Source organism: Microbacterium foliorum, assembly GCF_006385575.1.
GTDB classification, from domain to species: Bacteria; Actinomycetota; Actinomycetes; order Actinomycetales; family Microbacteriaceae; genus Microbacterium; species Microbacterium foliorum_B.
The window spans coordinates 105,264-126,325 of sequence record NZ_CP041040.1; the positions used below are offsets into that span (position 1 = coordinate 105,264).

Here is a 21,062-nt window from a genome sequence, read left to right on the forward strand (position 1 = left end):
CTCGACGGGAGAGTCGCGATCGTCAGGCGCGACGCCCCCACTTCATCCGGGTCACGAGCACGCCGAGCAGGCACAGCGCGCCGCCGATGAACATGAGCGGGGTCGGCACCTCGCCGAGGATCGCCCACGACATCAGGATCGCGATCGCCGGCACGACGTAGGTCGTCGCCGACGTCTGCCCGGCGGTGCTGCGCTGCAGCACGTACGCCCATGTCGTGAAGGCGACCGCCGTCGGGAAGATGCCGAGATACACGACCCACAGTGTCGAGCCCAGCGGAGCCGTCTGCAGGACTCCGATCAGGTTGCCCGCCCAGGGAATCAGCGCGACGGTGCCGGCCGCTGCGCCGAGGAACGTCAGGGTCGTCGCGTCGGATCCCGCGCTGAGCAGGTGTTTCTGCAGCAGAGTGCACCCCGCGTACAGCACGGCGGCGAGCAGCGCGAGGAGGAGGCCGGTGATGTCGGGACCCTCGCTCGTCGACGAGTTCATGCCGATCAGCACCACGCCGAGGAAGGCGATCGGCGCCCCGATGACGAGCGGCTTGGGGAAGCCCTCGCGCAGGAACAGTCCGCTGAAGACCACGACCATGAGAGGCGCGAGGTTCACGACCATCGCCGCCGTGCCCGCGTCGAGGGTCCGCTCGGCGGCGTTGAGCGCGAGGTTGTAGACGCAGAACCAGCCGATGCCCCACACCGCCACGAGCCACCAGTGCCGGCGGTCGGGAAGCCGGATGCCGTGGCGCACCGCGATGATCGCGAGCACGGCAGTGCCCACCGCCATGCGCAGCAGCGCGAGCGCGCCCGGATCGAAGTGCTCCCCTGCGCCGCGGATGCCGATGAACGCCGACGCCCACAGCACCACCGTCACCAGGGCGGCGACGAGCACGAGCGGTCCCTGCTTTCGGGGTGTCGCTGTGATCAGGGTGTCGTCGCGGCTCTCGCGACCGGTCTTCGGCATTCTCCGATCGTGCCACCGGCCACCGACATCGGCGATGCGCGCGAGCGACAGCATCCGATGCTTTTCCGCCGGCAGCGACGCATCGCCAGTCCACAGCCCGGAGGGTCGGCGAACGACCTTCGATAGGATGGAGCCGCCCGAAGAGGGCCAGCTCATCAGCCGGTGCAAACCCGGCGAAAGCAAGGGGGATACCCATGCCAGGAATCGTTATCGTCGGCGTCCAGTGGGGCGATGAGGGCAAGGGCAAGGCCACCGACCTGCTCGGCGAGCGCACCGACTGGGTCGTCAAGTTCAACGGCGGCAACAACGCGGGCCACACCGTCGTGGTCGGCAACGAGAAGTACGCGCTGCACCTGCTGCCCTCCGGCATCCTGTCGCCGGGAGTGACCCCGGTGATCGGCAACGGCGTCGTGATCGACCTCGAGGTGCTCTTCAGTGAGCTCGAGGCGCTCGGCGCCCGCGGCATCGACGTCTCCCGCCTCAAGGTGAGCGCGAACGCGCATCTGATCACGCAGTACCACCGCACGCTCGACAAGGTCACCGAGCGCTTCCTCGGCAAGCGCATGATCGGCACGACCGGCCGGGGCATCGGCCCGGCCTACGCCGACAAGATCAACCGCGTGGGCATCCGCGTGCAGGACCTCTTCGACGAGAACATCCTGCGCCAGAAGGTCGAGGGCGCCCTCGACCAGAAGAACCACCTGCTGGTGAAGATCTTCAACCGCCGCGCGATCACCGCAGACGAGATCGTCGAAGACCTGCTGTCGTACGCCGAGCGTCTGCGTCCGATGGTCGCCGACACCGGATACCTGCTCGACGAGGCCCTGCGCCGCGACGAGGTCGTGGTGTTCGAGGGCGGCCAGGCCACCATGCTCGACGTCGACCACGGCACCTACCCGTTCGTCACGTCGTCGTCGGCCACGGCCGGTGGCGCGTCGACCGGATCGGGCATCGGACCCGGCGCTCTCGACCGCATCGTCGGCATCGTCAAGGCCTACACGACCCGCGTCGGCTCCGGTCCATTCCCGACCGAGCTGTTCGACGAGCAGGGCGAATGGCTGCGCTCGCGCGGCTTCGAGTTCGGCACCACCACCGGCCGGCCGCGCCGCGTCGGCTGGTACGACGCCCCGATCACGCGCTACGCGACCCGGGTCAACGGCATCACCGACCTCGTGCTCACCAAGCTCGACATCCTGACCGGACTCGAGCAGATCCCGGTGTGCGTGGCCTACGACGTCGACGGCCGGCGCTTCGACGAGGTGCCGGTCAACCAGACCGACTTCCACCACGCGACGCCCGTGCTCGAGTACTTCCCCGGCTGGAGCGAGGACATCTCGACCGCGCGCACCTTCGACGACCTGCCGAAGAACGCGCAGGACTACGTGATCGCGCTCGAGGGCATGAGCAACACGCGCATCTCGGTGATCGGCGTCGGCCCTGAGCGCGACCAGGTCATCGTGCGTCACGACCTGCTCGACTGAGCGCCCGGTGACACGCTTCTGGCTCGGCGGGTACGGCCCCGCCATGGACGGCTCCGCCGACGGAATCGGCCTGCTCGCCGGTGACGAGAGCGCGCCGACCGCGCTCGAGTATCGCGGCGCGGTCACGCAGACCGCCTCGCCCTCGTGGCTGGCGCAGCATCCGTCGCTCGATGTCGTCTATGCGGCGCTCGAGGCGGATGCCGGCGTGCAGGCGTTCGCCCGCAGTGGCGAGTCGGCCCTGCGGCCGCTCGGCGAGCCGGTCGCCGCGGGTGACGGCGTGTGCCACGTGGCGGTCTCGTCGAGCGGATCGTTCCTGATCGCGAGCTGCTACGGAGACGGACGAGTCGTGCGCATCGGCATCGACGCGCAGGGACAGCTGGTGCCGGATGCCGTGAACAAGGCCGCCGAGCTGCGGGCAGCGCTCCTCGGCGAACCGCTCGAGGAGACGGCGCCGGCCGGTGTCGCCGCCGCGGCATCCGATCCGTACTCCGGAGAGCTCACCGCCACCGGCGATGCGCGCTCCTCGCATGCGCACTCCGCGGCGTTCCTCGCCGATGGGCGCATCGCGACGACCGACCTCGGATTCGACCTCGTGCGCATCTGGCGTCCGATCGCCGGAGGCCTGGTGCTCGATCACGAGGTCGTGCTGCCCGTCGGCACCGGTCCGCGTCACATGGTCGTGCACCCCAGCGGCCACCTGCACGTGGTGACCGAGTACTCGTGCGAGGTGTTCACGCTCGCCGCCGGGCGCGACGGCACGTGGGCTGTCGTGTCGTCGGTGCTCACGAGCCCCATCGCAGAGATCGGCGTGGACTTCCCCGCCGAGCTCGCCCGCACCCGTGATGCTCAGTTCGTCTACACGGCCCTGCGAGGCAGCAACACGATCGCGGCGCTGCGCGTGCGCGGCGGAGGCGAGGCGCTCGAGCCGATCGCGCTCGCCGATTCGGGGGTCGACTGGCCACGTCACCACCTCGTGCACGAGGGCAAGCTGCTCGTCGCGGGGCAGCGCTCCGACACCGTGGCGCTCATCGACCTCGACGAGCGCACAGGGGCTCCGCTCGACATCCGTCACATCGCGCAGGCTCCGGCGCCCACGCACATCCTGCCGGTGCGCTGAGGCGGTCGACGGGCGCAGCTTGACCTCAACCTTTGTTGAGGTTCTACGGTCGAGCCTATGACCATCGACACCGATGCGGTTCCGACCGCGAAGCCCGCCGCCGGCATCCTGAGCGGCGCCTATGTCTGGATCACGATCGGCGCGTGTGCGCTCGTGTTCCTCGGGGCGTTCGAGTCCCTCGCCGTCACGACGGTGATGCCGGCGGTGAGCGCCGACCTCGACGGCGAGCGCCTGTACGCCCTCGCGTTCGCGGGCCCCCTGGCCACCGGAGTCATCGGCATGGCCGTGGCGGGCAACTGGGCGGATCGCCGCGGACCCGTGGTTCCCCTCTACGCCTCGGTGGGCCTGTTCGTGATCGGGCTGATCGTCGCCGGACTCGCGCCCAGCATGGAGGTGCTCGTGGCCGGGCGCTTCGCGCAGGGCCTCGGCAACGGCGGGCTGATGGTGGCGCTCTACGTGGTCGTCGCCCGCGTCTACCCGCGCGACCTGCATCCGGCGATCTTCGCGGGCTTCGCCGCGGCCTGGGTCGTGCCCTCGCTCGTCGGACCCACCGTGGCCGGTGCCGTCACCGAGATCTGGAGCTGGCACTGGGTGTTCCTCGGCGTCGTCTTCCTGGTCGTGCCCGCGCTGCTCATGGTCGTCCCGGCGCTCCGAGGACTCTCGGGTGACGGCGACGCCACCACGCCGTGGGCCTTCGGGCGGCTCGGCTGGTCGGTGCTCGCCGCGATCGCCGTGCTCGCGCTGAACCTCGTCGGCGATCTGCCGGGCGCCGGGCCCGTGCTCGCGGCCGCCGCCGTGGTCGTGGCGCTCGTCGCGGTTCGTGCGCTGCTGCCGAAGGGCACGCTGCGCGCGCAACGGGGTCTGCCGTCGGTGCTGCTCGTGCGCGGTCTCGCCGCGGCAGGGTTCTTCGGCGCTCAGGTCTACATCCCCTACCTGCTGACCGAGCGCTACGAGGTCTCGCCGACCATCGCCGGACTCTCACTCACGGGCGGTGCGCTGGCCTGGTCGGCTGCGGCGACCGTGCAGGGACGCATGGGAGCCAGACTCTCAAGTGTGCTGGCCGTGCGCATCGGAACGGTGCTGGTGGTCGCGGGGGCGGTTCTGGCACTCGTCGCCACCGTGCTCGCCGCGCCGGTGGTCGTCATCATCGTCGCGTGGGTCGTCGCAGGAGCGGGTATGGGCCTGATGAGCCCGAGGACCAGCGCCCTGACGCTCGAGATGTCGGCACCCGAGAACCAGGGCTTCAACAGCTCGGCCATGACCGTGGCCGACTCGTTCGGCAGTGCGCTGGCGCTCGCGATCACCGGCGTGCTGTTCACCGGGCTGGCGGCGGCGGGAGACCCGTTCATCGCGGTGTTCGCCTTCGCCGCGATCATCGCGCTCGCCGCGGCGGTGCTCGCCGTTCGTGTCGCGCCCCGGCAGCCGGCCTGACCGACGCCGGGCCTGACCGACGCCGGCCGGATGGGGTCGTCCGCTTGCAGGACCGACGCACGGATGCAGGACGAGAAGGCGGATCGGTCCTGCAGACGTGCCTCGGTCCTGCAGACCGATCGGGTGGGATCAGGTCGGATCGGGGCCCCGACGCGCCCCCCCGACGCGCCCGGCGACGCGCCCAAGGAACAACCACCCCGTGACTCGACGTTGCTCTTGAGCAAGACTGGGCGACGGAGAGGTGCACCTCATGACTGCTGAGAAGACCGACGAATACGACCTGATCGTGCTGGGCGGCGGACCGGTGGGCGAGAACGTCGCCGACCGCGCCGTGCAGAACGGGTTGACCGCGATCATCGTGGAGAGCGAGCTGGTCGGCGGCGAGTGCTCGTACTGGGCCTGCATGCCGTCCAAGGCACTGCTGCGTCCGGCCCAGGCGCTGCGCGCGGCGCAGAAGGTCAAGGGCTCGGCCGAGGCGGTGACCGGAAAGCTCGACGTGCGTGCGGTGTTCGACCGTCGCGACTCGTTCACGAGCAACTGGTCCGACGACGGGCAGGTGAAGTGGCTCGACTCGGCCGGCATAGACCTCGCTCGCGGTCACGGCCGTCTCACGGGTGAGCGCGAGGTGACCGTGACGGACGCCGACGGCGGCACCCGCGTGCTCCACGCGCGCCACGCTGTCGCGATCAGCACGGGGTCGGATGCCGTGATCCCGCCGATCGACGGGCTGCGCGAGGCCTCGCCCTGGACCAGCCGTGAGGCCACCAGCGCCGAGGAGCTTCCGGTGTCGCTCGCCGTGATCGGCGGCGGAGTGGTCGCCGTCGAGATGGCCACGGCCTATGCGGCGCTCGGTTCGACGGTGACGATCATCGCCCGCAGCGGTCTGCTGGGTTCGATGGAGCCGTTCGCGGGTGAGCGGGTCGCGGCCGGGCTGAAGGAGCTCGGCGTCGACGTGCGCACCGACACCCGCACCACGAGCGTCACGCGCGGCGACGACGGCGTCTCGATCGTGCTCGACGACGGATCCACGGTCACTGCGGCGGAGGTGCTCGTGGCGACGGGGCGCTCGCCGCGCAGCGGCGACATCGGCCTCGACGTCGTGGGCCTCGAGGCGGGCCGCTGGATCACCGTCGACGACACGCTGCGCGTGCCCGGGTCGGACTGGCTCTACGCGGTCGGCGATGTCAACGGACGGGTCCTGCTCACGCACCAGGGCAAGTACCAGGCCCGCGCTGCCGGAGACGTGATCGCCGCACGCGCCCAGGGCGACGACGTCGACGACGCCCCCTGGGGCAAGCACGTCGCGACCGCAGACCGTGCGGCGGCCCCGCAGGTGACCTTCTCGTTCCCGGAGGTCGCGTCGGTCGGGCTCACCGAGGCAGACGCCCGCAAGGCGGGCACGGACGTGGCCGTGATCGACTACGACCTCGGCTCGGTCGCAGGAGCGAGCCTCTACGAGGACGGCTTCGAGGGTCAGGCTCGTCTCGTCATCGACAAAGAGCGCGATGTCATCGTCGGTGCGACATTCGTGGGCCCCGAGGTCGCTGAGCTCGTGCAGACGGCGACCGTGGCGATCGTCGGCGAGGTGCCGATCGCCCGGCTCTGGCACGCGGTTCCGGCCTACCCCACGATCAGCGAGATCTGGCTGCGGCTGCTCGAGACCTACGGGCGGGATTCGGCATGAGCGCGTCGGACGGATGCGGAGAGCGGGTGCCGCTCGGCGCCATCCGTTCCGGCATCCGCTCCGAACAGTCCGTGAGAGACCTGGCGCGATCGGCGCGCCCGGAGCAGGATTGTTTCCCACATTGACGGCCCCGGGCACAACCCCCGACCGAATGTCGCACACCTCTTATACGCTCGAACCCACATCCGAGGAGGCAGGACCATGAAGGCTGTACTCGCAGGAACCGTCATCGCCGAGGCAGACGAGAGCGATCTCGCCCGCATCGAGGGCAACTGGTACTTCCCGCCGGCGTCGATCACCGAGGGAGCGCTCGTCGAGAGCCCGACCCAATACACGTGCCCGTGGAAGGGCGACGCCCAGTACTTCTCCGTGCAGGCCGGAGGCGAGCTGCACACGGATTACGCCTGGTCGTATCCGACTCCTTTCCCGAGTGCGTTCGATCGCGTCGGCAAGGACTTCTCGGGCTTCGTCGCGTTCGACCCGCGGGTCGAAGTCTCCGCATGACCTCTGTATGCCGCAGCCGCGGCGCTGACGCCCGTCTCGTCGATCGACCGACCGGAGAGTAATCGTGATCGAGTTCCGCAACGTCACCAAGCAGTTCCCCGACGGCACCACCGCCGTGAAGGACTTCAGCCTGGTGCTGCCGTCACGCAAGACGACGGTGTTCGTCGGATCCTCGGGATGCGGCAAGACCACTCTGCTGCGCATGATCAACCGCATGGTCGAGCCGACCTCGGGCGAGGTCGAGATCGACGGCGAGAGCGTGCTCGGCGGCGACCCCGTCGCGCTGCGTCGCCGCATCGGATACGTCATGCAGAACTCCGGACTGATGCCCCACTTCACGGTGATCGACAACGTCGCCACAGTGCTGCGCCTCACGGGTGTCAAGAAGGGGCCGGCACACGAGCGCGCGCGCGAGCTGCTGAAGACCGTCGGCCTCGACCAGTCGCTGGCCGAGCGGTATCCGAGTCAGCTCTCGGGCGGTCAGCAGCAGCGCGTCGGTGTGGCCCGCGGGTTGGCGGCAGATCCGAACATCCTCCTGATGGACGAGCCGTTCGGCGCGGTCGACCCGATCGTGCGAGCCGACCTGCAGCAGGAGACGCTGCGGCTGCAGCACGAGCTCGACAAGACCGTGGTGTTCGTCACGCACGACATCGACGAGGCCTTCCTGCTCGGAGATCAGGTCGTGATCCTCGACAAGGGCGCGCGCATCGTGCAGGTGGGCAGCCCGAGCGAGATCATCGAGAACCCGGCAGACGACTTCGTCGCCTCGTTCATCGGCGCCGACCGAGGGCGTCGCGCTCTGCACCTCAAGGAGACCCCGCACGGCACTGTCGTGGTCGACTCCGAGGGCCGCACGCAGGGTGCGATCGTGGCCGACGTCGAGAAGTCCGACGGTCCGCTGGCGGGGCCGGATGCCGCCGCCCTCGGCGCAGTGCAGGGCGAGCGCGCGTGAACTGGGTCACCGACAACCTCGGGTTGATCTTCGACCTGACTCTGGTGCATCTGCGTCAGAGCATCATCCCGATCGTGCTCGGCTTCGTGCTGTCGCTTCCGCTCGGCTGGGTCGCGTGGCGCTTCCGACTGGTGCGTGGACCCATCATCGTGCTCACCGGACTCCTGTACACGATTCCGTCGCTCGCGCTGCTGATCCTGCTCCCGGCCGCGCTCGGCTACTCGGCCATCAGCGAGTCCAACCTCGTGATCGCACTGACGATCTACGCCGTCGCGATCCTTGTGCGTGCCGTCTCAGACGGCCTCGACTCGGTCGACGACGATGTGCGTCAGGCGGCGACCGCGACCGGATTCGCCGCCTTCCGCCGCTTCTGGGCAGTCGAGTTCCCGCTCGCGGGTCCGGTGATCCTCGCCGGTCTCAGAGTCACAGCGGTCAGCACCATCTCGCTCGCCACCGTCGGCATCCTGATCGGGGTCACGAACCTCGGCTATCTCTTCACGAACGGCCTCGAGCGCCGCATCATCGCCGAGGTGTTCGCCGGAGTCATCGCCGTCGTGGTGATCGCGCTCGTCATCGATCTGATCCTGCTCCTCCTCGGCCGGGCTCTCATGCCGTGGACCAGGGCGGCCGCGAAGCCCGCAGCAGCCCGTGCTCTCGCTGTGGGGGCTCCCGCATGAACCTCTTCCTCGAAGCCATCGCGTGGATGGTCGCGCCCGAGCAGTGGCAGGGGCGTTACGCGCTGCCGGTTCTCCTGGGGCAGCACCTCGCCCTGACCGTGATCTCGGTGGTGATCGCCGCGCTCATCGCCCTGCCGATCGGCTGGCTGATCGGCCACACGGGTCGCGGTCGCGAGATCGCCGTCGCCGTCTCGGGAGCGGCCCGCGCGATTCCGGCCTTCGGCCTCATGGTCCTTCTCGTGCTGCTGCTCGGGGTGCTCCGCATCCCCGAGGCCGCGATCATCACGTTCGTCCTGCTCGCCATTCCCTCGCTTCTCGCCGGGGCTTACACAGGACTCGAGGCGATCGATCGTCGTGTGATCGACGCCGCGAAGTCGATGGGAATGACCGGCTGGCAGGTTTTCTGGAAGGTTGAGGTGCGGCTCGGTCTCCCTCTGCTCGTGGGCGGCATCCGTGCGGCGCTGCTGCAGGTCATCGCGACCGTCACGATCGCGGCCTACGTCAATCTCGGCGGTCTCGGGTGGCCGATCATCCAGGGGATCCCCCTGCGTCGGTTCGACCAGGTGCTCGCCGGCGCGATCATCGTCGCCGTGCTCGCCCTGATCGTCGACCTGATCTTCGCGGCCCTGCAGCATGCCGCCGTGCCTGCGGGCCTGCGCACCGGTCGCCCCACCAGACGCCGGGCGCGGGCATCGGCTCGCCCCGCCGCAGTCGAACCGGCCACAGCCTGAATCGTCCATCATCCGTGATGTCCCCCACAGCAGTCCCAGAGAAGAGGAAGTCCATGTTCACAGCACGAGGCAAGCGTTCTGTCTTCGCCGTCGGTCTTGTCGCCGCGGCAGCACTCGCCCTGACCGCCTGCTCGTCGAGCAACCCGCTCGACGAGCCGTCCGACTCCGGCGAGAGCTCGGGCAGCGGCGACACGATCGTCGTCGGCTCGCAGGCGTACTACTCCAACGAGATCATCGCCGAGATCTACGCCCAGGCGCTCGAGGGCGCGGGCTTCGATGTCGAGAAGAAGCTCAACATCGGTCAGCGCGACGCCTACATGCCTGACGTCGAGTCCGGCGATATCAATGTCTTCCCCGAGTACACCGGCAGCCTGCTCGAGTACATCTCGGACGACGAGGTCGAAGTCACAAGCCCCGACGACGTCTACGCCGCGCTGCAGGAGGCGCTGCCCGAGAGCCTCACGGCTCTCGACTTCGCCGAGGCGTCCGACCAGGACTCGTACACGGTGCTGAAGAGCTTCGCCGAGGAGAACGATCTGACGACGATCGGCGACCTCGCGAACGTATCGTCCGAGGTCACGATCGGCGCGGCCCCCGAGTTCGAACAGCGTCCATACAGCCCGGCTGCGGCCAAGGAGGTCTACGGCGTCGACCTGACGTTCTCGGCCACCGGCCCGACCACGCTCGAGTCGCTGCTCGCCGGCCAGATCCAGGTCGCCGACATCTACACCGCCGACCCCGCGTTCGAGACGGAGGAGATCGTCGCTCTCGAAGACCCCGAGAACCTGATCATCTCGTCGAACGTGGTGCCGATCGTCTCGAGCGACATCGCCGATGACGTCTCCGATGTGCTGAACGCCATCAGCGCCAAGCTGACCGGCGAAGAGCTCGTCGCCCTCAACGTGCTGAGCACCGTCGAGGAGCAGTCGTCCGCCGACATCGCGAAGAAGTGGCTCGAGGACAACGACCTCGTCTGACACTGAGCCGTCTTCACACGAGAGTGCCCGGACCCTCAGGGGTCCGGGCACTTCTGTGTGCTTTCGTGAGACCGCGGTCCGTGGACGAGACCCACGTCTAGGGCGTGGGTCTCGTGCGGGATGGGGGGTCTCGCGGGAGGGGGCGAGAGGGGGAAGGAGTGCGGGCAGGCGGCTAGACCCGGGCATCCTGCCGCGGCACCAAGACCTGTTTGATGATGATGAGGATGGATGCCGCGACCGGCACTGCGACGAGTGCACCGAGCAGGCCGAGCAGCGTGCCGCCGGCGAGTGCGCCGATCACTACGAGCGCTCCGGGCACTGCGACGGCACGGTTCATCACGCGCGGTGTGATCACGTAGGCCTCGATCTGCATGTAGACCACATAGATGAGGGCGAACACCAGTGCCGCGAGGGGGTCGCTGAAGAGCGCGAGACCACTGCCGATGATCCAGAAGATCACCGATCCGACCAGCGGGATCAGAGTGATGCAGAATGCGACGGTCGCCATCAGCGGCGGGAACGGCAGACCGAGGAAGAGATACAGCAGGAACGTGAGTACGGCATTGCAGAAAGCGAGCACGACCATCCCCATGACGTAGGCGCCGACCGAGTCGGTGATCTGCTCGGTGATGTCGCCGGCGCGAGCGCGATCGCGAGCGGGGGCGAGGCGCAGCATCCCGGCCTTGATCGAGGGCAGTGTCGCGACGAAGTAGAGCGTGAGCACCAGAACCACGATGATTCCCGAGATGGCGTTGGCGATCGAGGCGCCGACCTGCAGCGCGCCTCCTCCGATCGTGGCGATGTTGCCCGGGTCGGTGAGGAACTTCTGCACATCGGCGACCAGGGACTCGAACTGGTCGCCGAACTGGGTCTCAAGGGTCGCGTAGATGTCGCTGCGGGTGAACTCGCGGATCATCCCCGGCACGGACTGGATGAAGCTCGCGACCTGTTCGATCACGACGGGCAGCACCGTCCACACCACGAGACCTGCCACGACGACGAGTCCGAGGATCGCGACGACCACGGAGATGGCGCGCGAGAGACCTCGTCGTTCGAGGAAACGCACGGTGGGGTCGAGTCCGAGGGCGGCGAAGAGGGCGAGCGCGATGTAGATGAGCACCGTCGACAGGTTCGCGACGGCCAGGCCGAGCACGATGGCGGCGAGGGCGCCGAGCGTCACGAGGAACCCGAACACGAAGGGGCGGTCGATGCGCGTCCAGAACGACCTGCTCGGCGTCATCGGCTCGACGACGCCAGCGCGAGGGCTGGGCGATGTCGTCGCGTCGTGCGGGGCGGTCGTCGCGACCGCGGTGGCCGCTGATGCAGGGGAGTTCGCGGTCGCGGAGGCGTCGGCGGATGCATCGGTCATCGGGGCCTCGCGTTCGGACGCCGGGGACGGGTCGGATGCGGCGGCGGACGCGCTCGACGACGGTTCGTGCTCTTCTCGGCTCATGTGCTCACGATAGCGTCCGATCGGCGCCCGGCCCGGGAGCATCCGCGTGGTCACGAACGGTGCTCCAGCCCCGTGTTTCCGTAGAGTAGGGGGCATGACCGCCGCCGAAGACCCCCGGGCTGAACTCCTCCGACTGCGCTCGAGCATCGACAACATCGATGCGGCACTCATCTTCATGCTCGCCGAGCGCTTCCGCGCCACGCAGCAGGTCGGGCAGCTCAAAGCCGAGCACGAGATGCCGGCATCCGATCCGGGACGCGAGGAGCAGCAGGTCGCACGCCTCAAGGCGCTGGCCGAGGACGCGCACCTCGACCCGGAGTTCGCCGAGAAGTGGTTCAACTTCGTGGTGGCTGAAGTCATCCGCCATCACACCGAAGCCGCCGAGGGGCGATGATCCGGCCTTCCGGGCGAGTGACAGTGTGTGCAGCACTCACCCGCCCGGGGACCGAACTAAGTTTATTGAATAAACTATGACTGAGGGTACGCAGAACCACCAGGTCTGTCAACCAATTCCGACTCCGGGACCGGCACCATGCTGAACGGCGACGACGCACTCGACACGCAGGCGTCGGTTCGCCGCGCGAACCTGCGTCGGGCGCTGCAGCTGGTGTTCCGCAACCCGGGCTCTGAGACGAGGGCGGGGATCGCCCGCGCCACCGGTCTCACGGCAGCGACCGCCTCATCTCTCGTCGCGGAGCTCATCGACCTGCAGCTGATCGTCGACGGCGAGCAGGCTGCGAGCACCGGCGGCAAGCGGGCGACGACTCTGAGCATCGCGGCCGAACATCACGTCATCCTCGTGCTCGTGATCCGACCGACCGATGCGCGCATCGCGCTCGTCGCGCTCGATGGCACCGAGGTCGAGACGCGCAGGGTCGCGTTCTCCGACGCGTCACGGGATCAGATGCTCGACGACGCCGTGGCCGACATCGCGGCCGAGTACTCCGGTCGACTGCTCGTCGCCGGAGTGCAGCTGCCGGGCACGACCGACGGACGCCGGGTGTTCGAGAGCGTGCAGCTCGGCTGGACGGATGTTCCGCTCGCCGATCGTTTCGAAGCAGTGCTCGGGATTCCCGTGCTGCTCGTCAACGACGTGGATGCCGAGGCGATCGCCGAGGCGGCAAGAGAAGGCGAGTCCTCGGGGTACCGGCTGTTCGTCCACATCGGCACCGGCATCGGCGCGGCGGTGACTCTCGATGGCGAGCTGGCTCCGGGGCCTCGCGATCGCGCGGGCGAGATCGGTCACGTCCAGGTGGAGTTCGGCGATGACGCGCGCACGTGCCGTTGCGGCCGGCGGGGCTGCCTGGAGTCGGCCTCGTCGATGACGGCCATGCTCGGCGACGACTTCGATGACGCCATGGACGACGAGACGATCGCCGCGCTCGCCGCGTCTGCCGACGACGAGCATCTGGCTGAAGCAGCCCGGGCTCTCGCCCGCACCATCAAACTCATCGCTGCAGTGCTCGACGCGGCCGAGGTCGTGATCGGCGGGCCCGCACGGGCGCTGGGCGAGCGGTTCCTGCCACTCGTGCAGGAAGAGGTCGACTACACCGCGACCGGCACCGCGAACGTGCCGGTGCGATACGCCGACTCGGATGCATCGATCTCGACGGGCGTCGCCCAGGTGGCGCTCTCGAGCGCGTTGGGCGTGCGCTGGAGTCCGGCGCAGCTGCGCGCGGCATCCGCTCTTCGCGACTGAGGTGCCGACCCAGCGCCACCGCCGTTCGTAATTCAGCATGAACGGTGTCGACACGCCGGTTTGCGACCGAGGTCGCGCGGATCCATCGACCTCATGCTGAATTGTGAACGCGGGCTGGGCGTGCTCCATGCGGAGGACGCCCAGCCCGCGTTCCGAGATCTCGTCTCGTGTCGGGGTGATCGCGAGCCGGTTCTACTTCACGCTGCCGGCGGTGAGGCCGCCGACGAGGCGCTTCTCGATGAGCATGAACAGGATGACGACGGGCAGGATCGCGACGATCGAGACGCCGAACACGTACTGCCAGCTCGTCTCGTACTGACCGACGAACTTGGTCAGCGCGACCGACAGGGGCTGGTTCTTGTCGGTGGAGAGGATGACGAGCGATGCGGCGAACTCGTTCCAGCAGGCGACGAACGTGAACACGATCGCGGTCACGATGCCCGGCCAGACCAGCGGCAGGTTGATCTTGAAGAGCACGGTGAAGCGTCCGGCGCCGTCGATCTGAGCGGCCTCGTCGATCTCCTTCGGGATGCCCGCGAAGAACGAGTGCATGATCCACACAGCGAACGACAGGTTGAACGCGGCGTTGATGAAGATCATCGCGGCCCACGTGTCGCTGAGTCCGAGCACCGTGAACTGGCGGAACAGACCCGAGGTGAGCACGGCCGGTTGCAGCATCTGCGTCACGATCACCAGGAACAGGAACACCATGCGCCCGGGGAACTTGAAACGGGCGGTGTAGTACGCGGCCGGCAGCGAGACCAGCAGCACGAGCAGCGTCGCGAACACGGCGATGATGATGGTCGAGATCAGGTTGTAGGGCAGCGGGGTCTCGGGGGTCGACCACATCGAGATGTAGTTCTCCCAGTGCCACTCGATCGGCAGGTAGGTCGGGTCGACCGAGCGGATCTGCGACTTCGTCTTGACGGAGCCGAAGAACATGATCAGATACGGCAGCACGAAGATCGCGAGCACCAGGATGCCGGCGGCCATGCGCAGGATGACGCGGGGCAGCGTGACCTGGTCTTCGGTGTATCGGCGCTTGCGCCCGGGGATGCGGGGTGCGGCGTCGTCGCCTGCGGTGGTGACGAGGGCGGTCTCGGTCAGGGTCATGATCAGACCTCCTTCATGGGCTTGACGGCCTTGACGTAGATCGCGACGATCACGATCACGATGAGGAAGGCGACGACCGAGAGAGCGCTCGCGACGTCGACCTTCTTCTGCAGCTCGATGTACTTGAAGATCATCGTCATGATCGTGTCGGCGCCGTAGCCGGGGATCGATCCGGTCATCACCTTGAGGATCGGCAGCGAGTTGAAGACGTTGATGATGTTGATGAGCACCGCGACCGCGAGGGCGCTGCGCAGTTGCGGCAGCACGATGGTCCAGTAGGTGCGCGTCGCTCCGGCGCCGTCCATCTTGGCGGCCTCGAGAGTGTCGGCCGGAACGGTCTGCAGCCCGGCGAGGATCGTGTAGGTCGTGAACGGCAGTGATACGAAGATCGCGATCACGATCGACCACGCGAATGCGGTGGCCGGGTTCTTGGTCCAGCCGTAGCCGACCGCGTCATCGGACAGCCCGATGTCGTAGAGGAACTTGTTGAAGACCCCGAAGTACGGCTCGAGGCTGTAGTAGAAGACCATCGTCGTCATCACGACGGATGCCGCCCACGGCACGATGACCGCCATGCGCACGATCTGCCGACCCGGGAAGGCCTTGTTGAGGATCTGCGCGAGTCCGAGCGAGATCAGCACTGTGAAGGTCACGACCGCGACGACCCAGATGATCGTGCGGAAGATGATCGGCCAGAACTCGGCGAACGTGAACACCGTCACGAAGTTGTCGAAGCCGACCGAGCCCTTGTCGAGGCCCGAGAGCGAGATGTCGCGGGTGGAGTTGAAGAACATCACCCCGGCGGGGAACAGCACCACGCCGATGATGAGCAGCAGCGCCGGGGCGATCCAGGGCAGCGCCTGGAGGAGGTCCTTCCCTCCGGGCTTGCCGCGGGTCGCGCCTGGTCGGCGCCCCGGGGTGCGGGGGCGGCCGGTGGCCGCCCCCGCGAGGTTCGAGGATTCTTTCGTCTGGCTCATGGGAAAACCCGAACCTCTCCGTCGCTTGGTGTGGGCAGTGTCAGCGGGACTCAGCCCGCGTCGACCTGTGCCTGGATCTCGGTCAGGACATCCTGAGCCGGCTTCGACTGCAGCTGGCCGAACAGCGCCTTGAAGGCTCCGTCGGTGGCCGACCACTTCTCGTTCGTCGACGGGTAGAACTGCGCGTCGGGCAGCACCTCGAGGAACGGCGCGAGCGCCTCCTCGCCGGCGAGCTGCTCGGCACCAGACTTGGTGACGGGCAGGAAGCCCTCGGCCTGCACCCACGGCACGTACACGTCGGCCGAGTAGTAGTAGTCGAAGAAGGCGGTGATCGCCTCCTGCTTGTCGCCGTCGTTCTGGAAGGCCATCAGCTGGTCCATGACGCCGAGCGTGAACGGCGAGCCGTCTTCGGTCGGGATCGGGACGATCGAGTAGTCGAGCTCGGGGTTGCCCTCTTCGATCTGGCCCACTGTCGGCGGCAGGCCGACCTGCATGCCGATCTTGCCCTGGATGAAGATGTCCATCAGGGGCGAGCGCTGGGTCGAACCGGGGTCCGCCTGGGTGGCACCGGCGTCGATCATCTTCTTGATCTGCTCAGCACCTGCGAGGTTCTCGGGGGTGTCGATCGTGATCTCCGAGGCATCGCCGAACGAGCCGCCGCCGCCCCACAGCCACACGGCCGCCTCGGCCTGAGCCTCTTCGGAACCGAGCGGCATGCCATAACCGGCCACGCCGCCGCCGAGCGCCGACACCTTGGTGGCGGAATCGAGCAGCTCGTCCCAGGTCGTCGGAGCCTCGACACCCGCCTGCTCGAGCAGCGCGTTGTTGACGAACAGTGCACGGGCGGATGCGATCAGCGGCAGCGCGTAGGCGGTGCCGTCGACCTCGGCGTTCGCGAGGAACGCGTCCTGGAAGTCGGAGTAGGTCTCCTCCGAGACCACGTCCTCGACCGGGTAGAGCAGCTCGTCGCCGACGAATCCGGCGAACGGTCCGCCGTTGTAGATGTCAGGAGCCTCACCGGCCTGGATCTTGGTGGAGACGACCTTCTCGAGGTTGTCCCACGACTGCACCTCGAGGTCGACTTTGATGTCGGGGTTCTCTTCCTCGAACCCTTCGATCACGTCTTCCCACAGGCCCTTGGTGGCGTCGGAGTAGCTGGGCACCAGAAGGTTGAGCGTCGTCTCGCCGTCGGCGTCTCCGCCGCCTCCTGTCGAGCCGCCGAACCCGCACGAAGCGAGCGTGAGCGTGGCGGTTGCCGCCAGGGCAACGGCGCCGAATCGCAGTGACTTCTTCATGTGTATTGCATTCCTCACTGTGTAGGTGGTGCACAGTCGCAAGCACAACTCACGCGACGGTGCGTGTGATCGCCTTCCCTTGGTGGCTGGGCGATCGGTTCAAGCCGGATCGGCTCGAGGAACCCTTCATGGACCGGATCTCCGGAGGGGCGGTGAAACTTGTTCGATTATTTGTCAGGAGAATAAACAAATCAAGAGGAACCTTGCATGATTTCCTCGTGTCGAAATACTATGATCGAATCGACAGCTAAACGATCACAAACTTGCAACATCTGGTCCGGAGGGCCCGACATGACCGAACTTCTGCCCGGCGCACACATGCGCGAAGAACTGAACTCGCAGCCCGAGACCTGGGCTCGCGCGGCCGATCTCCGTGATGCGCAGGCGCTGCTGCCGGCATCCGGAGCCCGCATCGCGGTCGTCGGATGCGGCACCTCGTGGTTCATGGCGCAGTCGTATGCGTTCCTCCGCGAGACCGCGGGGCAGGGCGAGACCGACGCGTTCGCGGCATCCGAGTCGTTCGTCGACCGCGGCTATGACGCCGTCGTCGCGCTGACGCGCTCGGGCACCACGACCGAGGTGCTCGAGCTGGTCGAGCGCATCAAGGGCCGTGTGCCCACGATCGGCGTGATCGGTGACGAGACCTCGCCGCTCGTCTCACTGGTCGACGACGCCGTGCTACTGCCGTTCGCCGACGAGAAGTCCGTCGTGCAGACGCGCTTCGCGACGACCGCTCTGGCACTTTTCCGTGCATCGCTCGGCGAAGACCTCACGGGTGCGATCGACGATGCCGCCGCCGTGCTCGCCGCAGACTACGACGACGAGCTGCGCGATGCCGAGCAGTACTCGTTCCTCGGTCGCGGCTGGACCGTCGGCCTCGCGCACGAGGCCGCCCTGAAGATGCGCGAGTCGTCGCAGTCGTGGACCGAGTCGTACCCCTCGATGGAGTACCGCCACGGTCCGATCGCGATCGCCGCACCCGGCCGCGTGACGTGGCAGTTCGGCCAGGCGCCCGAGGGACTGGCCGCGCAGGTCGAGGCCACGGGGGCGCGTTTCGTGCAGCATCCGGTCGACCCGCTCGCCGACCTCGTGCGCCTGCACCGTGTCGCCCTCGACCGCGCCGTCGCCAAGGGTCTCGACCCCGATCAGCCTCGCAACCTCACGCGATCCGTCATCCTGGATGCATGACCCGATCCACCCGCGGAGATCTCGATGACCAGCCCTGAGGATGCCGCGAGCATCACCGACGTCGTGAGCGACGCATCGAGCGAGAGGCTCGCGGCCGCACGTCCACTGGGCAGCGGCGCTCCGGTGCTGGCCTTCGACGTGGGGGGCACCGACATCAAGTCGGCGCTGTTCGACGCAGACGGTACGGCCCTCGGCCTGCGCCGCACGCCGACCCCGGTGGCCGACGGCGATCGCACCGAGGTGCTGATCGAGCGGCTCGGGGTGCTCGCCGCCGAGCTGCGGGCGGACCACCCCGACGTGGTGCCGCAGGCGGCCGGGCTCGTCGTGCCGGGGATCGTCGACGCGGATGCCGGGCTCGGCGTCTTCGCCAGCAACCTCGGCTGGCACGACTCGCCGCTGCGAGATCTCGCTTCGGCGAAGCTCGGCCTGCCCGTGGCGTTCGACCACGATGTGCGCGCGGCGAGCTGGGCCGAGCACCGCCTGGGCGGCGCTCGCGCGTACTCGAACTCGGTCGTGCTGGTGATCGGCACCGGCATCGCGGGCGCGCTGCTCGTGGGCGGAGAGCCCTACACGGCGGGCGGCTATGCGGGCGAGATCGGTCATTCGCCGATCGCCGACGGACCCGTGTGCGCGTGCGGCGCCCGAGGCTGCCTCGAGGTCGTCGCGTCGGCCGGTGCCATCGCGCGCCGTTATCGCGAGGCGACCGGCATCACCCCCGACGGCGCCAAAGACGTGATCGCCCGCGCCGCTGCCGGCGATCGGATCGCCTCGGAGATCTGGAACTCGGCGCTCGACGCCCTCACTCTGTCGCTCGCGCAGCTCACCGCGGTCATCGCACCCGAGGCGATCGTGATCGGCGGGGGGCTCTCCCGCGCCGGCGGAGCGCTCTTCGACGAGCTGCGAGCCCGACTGGCTGAGCGGCTCAGCTTCCATCGCCTCCCCGAGCTCGTGCCCGCCGAGCTCTCGGGCAACGCCGGCATCCTGGGCGCGGCACTGCGCGCGAGGGAGCTCGCATGATCCTCACCGTCACCCCGAACCCCGCCCTCGACCTCACCTGGCACGTCGAGCGACTCACTCTCGGCGAGACGCACAGAGCGGATGCCGGTGCGGTGCGCGCCGGCGGCAAGGGGCTCAACGTCGCCAGGGTCGCGCACGCTCAGGGCGCCTCGGTGCTCGCGGTGTCGACTGCCGGTGGCCGCAGCGGCGTCGAGCTCGCGGCTGAGCTCGGTGCCAGCGGGGTGCCTCACCGACTCGTGCCTGTGGTGGGAGCGACTCGGCAGAGCATCGCCCTGGTCGACGAGGCGCTCGGAGACACCACGGTCGTCAACGAGCGGGGTATGAACCCGACCGATCCCGAGTGGGCCGCGCTGCTCGGCGAGGTCGTCGACGCTCTGCCCGGCGCGCAGGTGCTGGTGATCTCGGGCAGCCTTCCGCCCGGGGCGCCCGAGACGCTGCTCCCTCTGCTGATCGGCACGGCGCGAGACGCGGGCGTGCCGGTGATCGTCGACACGTCCGGTCCTGCGATGTTGCACGCGGCGGATGCCGGAGCATCCGTGCTCAAACCCAACGCCGCCGAGCTCGTCGAGGCGACCGGCATCACCGATCCGGTCGAGGGCGCCCGCTCGCTGATCGAGCGCGGCGTCGACCTCGTGCTGCTGTCGCTCGGCGCCGAGGGGATGCTCGCGGTCACGGCATCCGAGGTGCTGCACGCCCGCCTCGACGCTCCGCTCGCCGGCAACCCGACCGGTGCCGGTGACGCCGGAGTGGCCGCCTGCGCGGTGCTCTATGCCGACGGCATCCGTGACCCGGCAGCCATTCTGCGACGCGCGACCGCCTGGTCGGCTGCCGCTGTGCTCATGCCGCTCGCCGGCGAGATCTCCGACGAGTGGGAGGCGCTCGAGCAGCGTCTGCTCGTCGCCCCCTACGACCCCACCGTTCGAGAGGACCCTCTGTGACCCTGGTCTCCGCCCGCGAACTGGTGACGGATGCCGCAGCACGCGGCATCGGCATCGGCGCGTTCAACGTGATCCACCTCGAGACCGCCGAGGGGCTCGTGCGCGCCTCCGAGGCGGCGCACCTGCCGGTGATCCTGCAGATCTCGCAGAACTGCGCCGACTATCACGGCGGTCTCGAGCCGATCGCGCTGGCGACTCTCGCGATCGCCCGCCGGGCAGCGACGCCGGTCGCGGTGCACCTCGATCACGCCGAGCGCCCCGAGCTCGTCGACGAGGCCATCGCCCTCGGATTCGGCTCGGTCATGTTCGACGGCGGCGCGCTGCCCTACGACGAGAACGTGGCGATCACGGCTGCCGTCGCCGAGCGGTCCCACGCGGCCGGCGTCTACATCGAGGGCGAGCTGGGCGAGGTCGGCGGCAAAGACGGCGCCCACGCTCCCGGAGTCCGCACCGACCCCGACGAGGCGCGGGCGTTCGTGGCCGCGACCGGCGTCGACGCGCTCGCCGTGGCCGTGGGTTCGTCTCACGCGATGACCGACCGCACGGCATCCCTCGACCTCGAGCTGATCTGCCGGCTGCGCGAGGCGCTGCCCGTGCCGCTCGTGCTGCACGGCTCGTCGGGCGTCGCGGATGCCGTGATCGCCGACGCCGTGCGCGCGGGAATGACCAAGATCAACGTCTCGACGCACCTGAACGGGTTCTTCACCCGGGCGATCCGCTCGACGCTCGACGCCGACGAGAAGCTCGTCGACTCGCGCAAGTACCTGTCGCCGGCGCGTGAGGCGCTCGCCGGGGAGGCCGCGCGGATGCTGCGGCTGTTCGCCCTCGTGCCCGCCGGAGTTGCGGGGTTACCAGCGTGAACACGGGCAGGAT

The 21,062-nt window shown here is 68.5% G+C and carries 20 protein-coding genes; 15 read left to right on the forward strand and 5 right to left on the reverse strand.

Annotated elements, in window-relative coordinates; all coding sequences use genetic code 11:
- Nucleotides 1-22: 22 nt before the first annotated feature.
- The gene (locus FIV50_RS00535; RefSeq protein WP_140035721.1) at nt 23-955 is read right to left on the reverse strand and encodes a DMT family transporter; all 933 of its coding nucleotides are present in this window, start codon (nt 953-955) and stop codon (nt 23-25) included.
- 194 nt (nt 956-1,149) lie between these two features.
- Here FIV50_RS00535 and FIV50_RS00540 point away from each other — a divergent pair, with 194 nt between their 5' ends.
- From FIV50_RS00540 to FIV50_RS00580, 9 genes are all read left to right on the forward strand, one after another.
- On the forward strand, nt 1,150-2,436 hold the full coding sequence (locus FIV50_RS00540) for an adenylosuccinate synthase (protein ID WP_140035722.1): 1,287 nt from the start codon (nt 1,150-1,152) through the stop codon (nt 2,434-2,436).
- A 7-nt stretch (nt 2,437-2,443) separates the two neighbouring features.
- Nucleotides 2,444-3,553: a lactonase family protein gene (locus FIV50_RS00545; protein WP_140035723.1), complete on the forward strand. Its 1,110-nt coding sequence runs from the start codon at nt 2,444-2,446 to the stop codon at nt 3,551-3,553.
- 57 nt (nt 3,554-3,610) lie between these two features.
- Nucleotides 3,611-4,984 (forward strand): MFS transporter, encoded by a 1,374-nt coding sequence (locus tag FIV50_RS00550; protein ID WP_140035724.1) that lies wholly within the window; start codon nt 3,611-3,613, stop codon nt 4,982-4,984.
- Between the two features lie 250 nt (nt 4,985-5,234).
- Nucleotides 5,235-6,668, forward strand: coding sequence for a dihydrolipoyl dehydrogenase family protein (locus tag FIV50_RS00555; RefSeq protein ID WP_140035725.1), 1,434 nt, complete (start codon nt 5,235-5,237; stop codon nt 6,666-6,668).
- 201 nt (nt 6,669-6,869) lie between these two features.
- The gene (locus tag FIV50_RS00560) at nt 6,870-7,172 is read left to right on the forward strand and encodes a DUF427 domain-containing protein (RefSeq protein WP_140035726.1); all 303 of its coding nucleotides are present in this window, start codon (nt 6,870-6,872) and stop codon (nt 7,170-7,172) included.
- 64 nt (nt 7,173-7,236) lie between these two features.
- A complete protein-coding gene (locus tag FIV50_RS00565) occupies nt 7,237-8,124 on the forward strand; it encodes an ABC transporter ATP-binding protein (protein WP_258184347.1) in 888 nt (295 codons plus the stop codon).
- The gene (locus FIV50_RS00570; RefSeq protein ID WP_140035727.1) at nt 8,121-8,801 is read left to right on the forward strand and encodes an ABC transporter permease; all 681 of its coding nucleotides are present in this window, start codon (nt 8,121-8,123) and stop codon (nt 8,799-8,801) included. The genes FIV50_RS00565 and FIV50_RS00570 overlap by 4 nt, the downstream gene beginning before the upstream one ends.
- Nucleotides 8,798-9,532, forward strand: coding sequence for an ABC transporter permease (locus tag FIV50_RS00575; protein ID WP_140035728.1), 735 nt, complete (start codon nt 8,798-8,800; stop codon nt 9,530-9,532). Before FIV50_RS00570 ends, FIV50_RS00575 begins: the two co-directional genes overlap by 4 nt.
- A gap of 53 nt (nt 9,533-9,585) precedes the next feature.
- Nucleotides 9,586-10,509 (forward strand): ABC transporter substrate-binding protein, encoded by a 924-nt coding sequence (locus tag FIV50_RS00580; protein ID WP_140035729.1) that lies wholly within the window; start codon nt 9,586-9,588, stop codon nt 10,507-10,509.
- Nucleotides 10,510-10,681: 172 nt separating this feature from the next.
- Here the strand turns inward: FIV50_RS00580 and FIV50_RS00585 are convergent, their stop codons facing one another.
- Complete coding sequence (locus FIV50_RS00585) at nt 10,682-11,962, reverse strand: AI-2E family transporter (protein ID WP_258184348.1); 1,281 nt, start codon at nt 11,960-11,962, stop codon at nt 10,682-10,684.
- A 94-nt stretch (nt 11,963-12,056) separates the two neighbouring features.
- On the opposite strand from FIV50_RS00585, the gene FIV50_RS00590 reads away from it, so the two are divergent.
- Together FIV50_RS00590 and FIV50_RS00595 are read left to right on the forward strand one after the other, a co-directional pair.
- Complete coding sequence (locus FIV50_RS00590) at nt 12,057-12,356, forward strand: chorismate mutase (protein ID WP_042541193.1); 300 nt, start codon at nt 12,057-12,059, stop codon at nt 12,354-12,356.
- 138 nt (nt 12,357-12,494) lie between these two features.
- The gene (locus FIV50_RS00595) at nt 12,495-13,661 is read left to right on the forward strand and encodes an ROK family protein (RefSeq protein ID WP_140035730.1); all 1,167 of its coding nucleotides are present in this window, start codon (nt 12,495-12,497) and stop codon (nt 13,659-13,661) included.
- Nucleotides 13,662-13,853: 192 nt separating this feature from the next.
- Here the strand turns inward: FIV50_RS00595 and FIV50_RS00600 are convergent, their stop codons facing one another.
- The 3 genes from FIV50_RS00600 to FIV50_RS00610 are packed head-to-tail and all read right to left on the reverse strand — an operon-like array spanning nt 13,854 to nt 17,046.
- Complete coding sequence (locus FIV50_RS00600) at nt 13,854-14,774, reverse strand: carbohydrate ABC transporter permease (RefSeq protein ID WP_171821966.1); 921 nt, start codon at nt 14,772-14,774, stop codon at nt 13,854-13,856.
- A 2-nt stretch (nt 14,775-14,776) separates the two neighbouring features.
- A complete protein-coding gene (locus FIV50_RS00605; RefSeq protein ID WP_140035731.1) occupies nt 14,777-15,751 on the reverse strand; it encodes a carbohydrate ABC transporter permease in 975 nt (324 codons plus the stop codon).
- A 50-nt stretch (nt 15,752-15,801) separates the two neighbouring features.
- The gene (locus FIV50_RS00610; RefSeq protein ID WP_140035732.1) at nt 15,802-17,046 is read right to left on the reverse strand and encodes an extracellular solute-binding protein; all 1,245 of its coding nucleotides are present in this window, start codon (nt 17,044-17,046) and stop codon (nt 15,802-15,804) included.
- 291 nt (nt 17,047-17,337) lie between these two features.
- Here FIV50_RS00610 and FIV50_RS00615 point away from each other — a divergent pair, with 291 nt between their 5' ends.
- Genes FIV50_RS00615 through FIV50_RS00630 form a run of 4 tightly spaced genes read left to right on the forward strand, consistent with a single transcriptional unit; the run spans nt 17,338 to nt 21,049 of the window.
- Nucleotides 17,338-18,234, forward strand: a complete 897-nt coding sequence (locus FIV50_RS00615; protein WP_140035733.1) for an SIS domain-containing protein — start codon at nt 17,338-17,340, stop codon at nt 18,232-18,234.
- Between the two features lie 24 nt (nt 18,235-18,258).
- Nucleotides 18,259-19,251, forward strand: coding sequence for an ROK family protein (locus FIV50_RS00620; RefSeq protein WP_140035734.1), 993 nt, complete (start codon nt 18,259-18,261; stop codon nt 19,249-19,251).
- Nucleotides 19,248-20,189: a 1-phosphofructokinase family hexose kinase gene (locus FIV50_RS00625; protein WP_140035735.1), complete on the forward strand. Its 942-nt coding sequence runs from the start codon at nt 19,248-19,250 to the stop codon at nt 20,187-20,189. The genes FIV50_RS00620 and FIV50_RS00625 overlap by 4 nt, the downstream gene beginning before the upstream one ends.
- Nucleotides 20,186-21,049 (forward strand): class II fructose-bisphosphate aldolase, encoded by an 864-nt coding sequence (locus tag FIV50_RS00630; RefSeq protein WP_140035736.1) that lies wholly within the window; start codon nt 20,186-20,188, stop codon nt 21,047-21,049. The genes FIV50_RS00625 and FIV50_RS00630 overlap by 4 nt, the downstream gene beginning before the upstream one ends.
- Nucleotides 21,050-21,062: the final 13 nt, after the last annotated feature.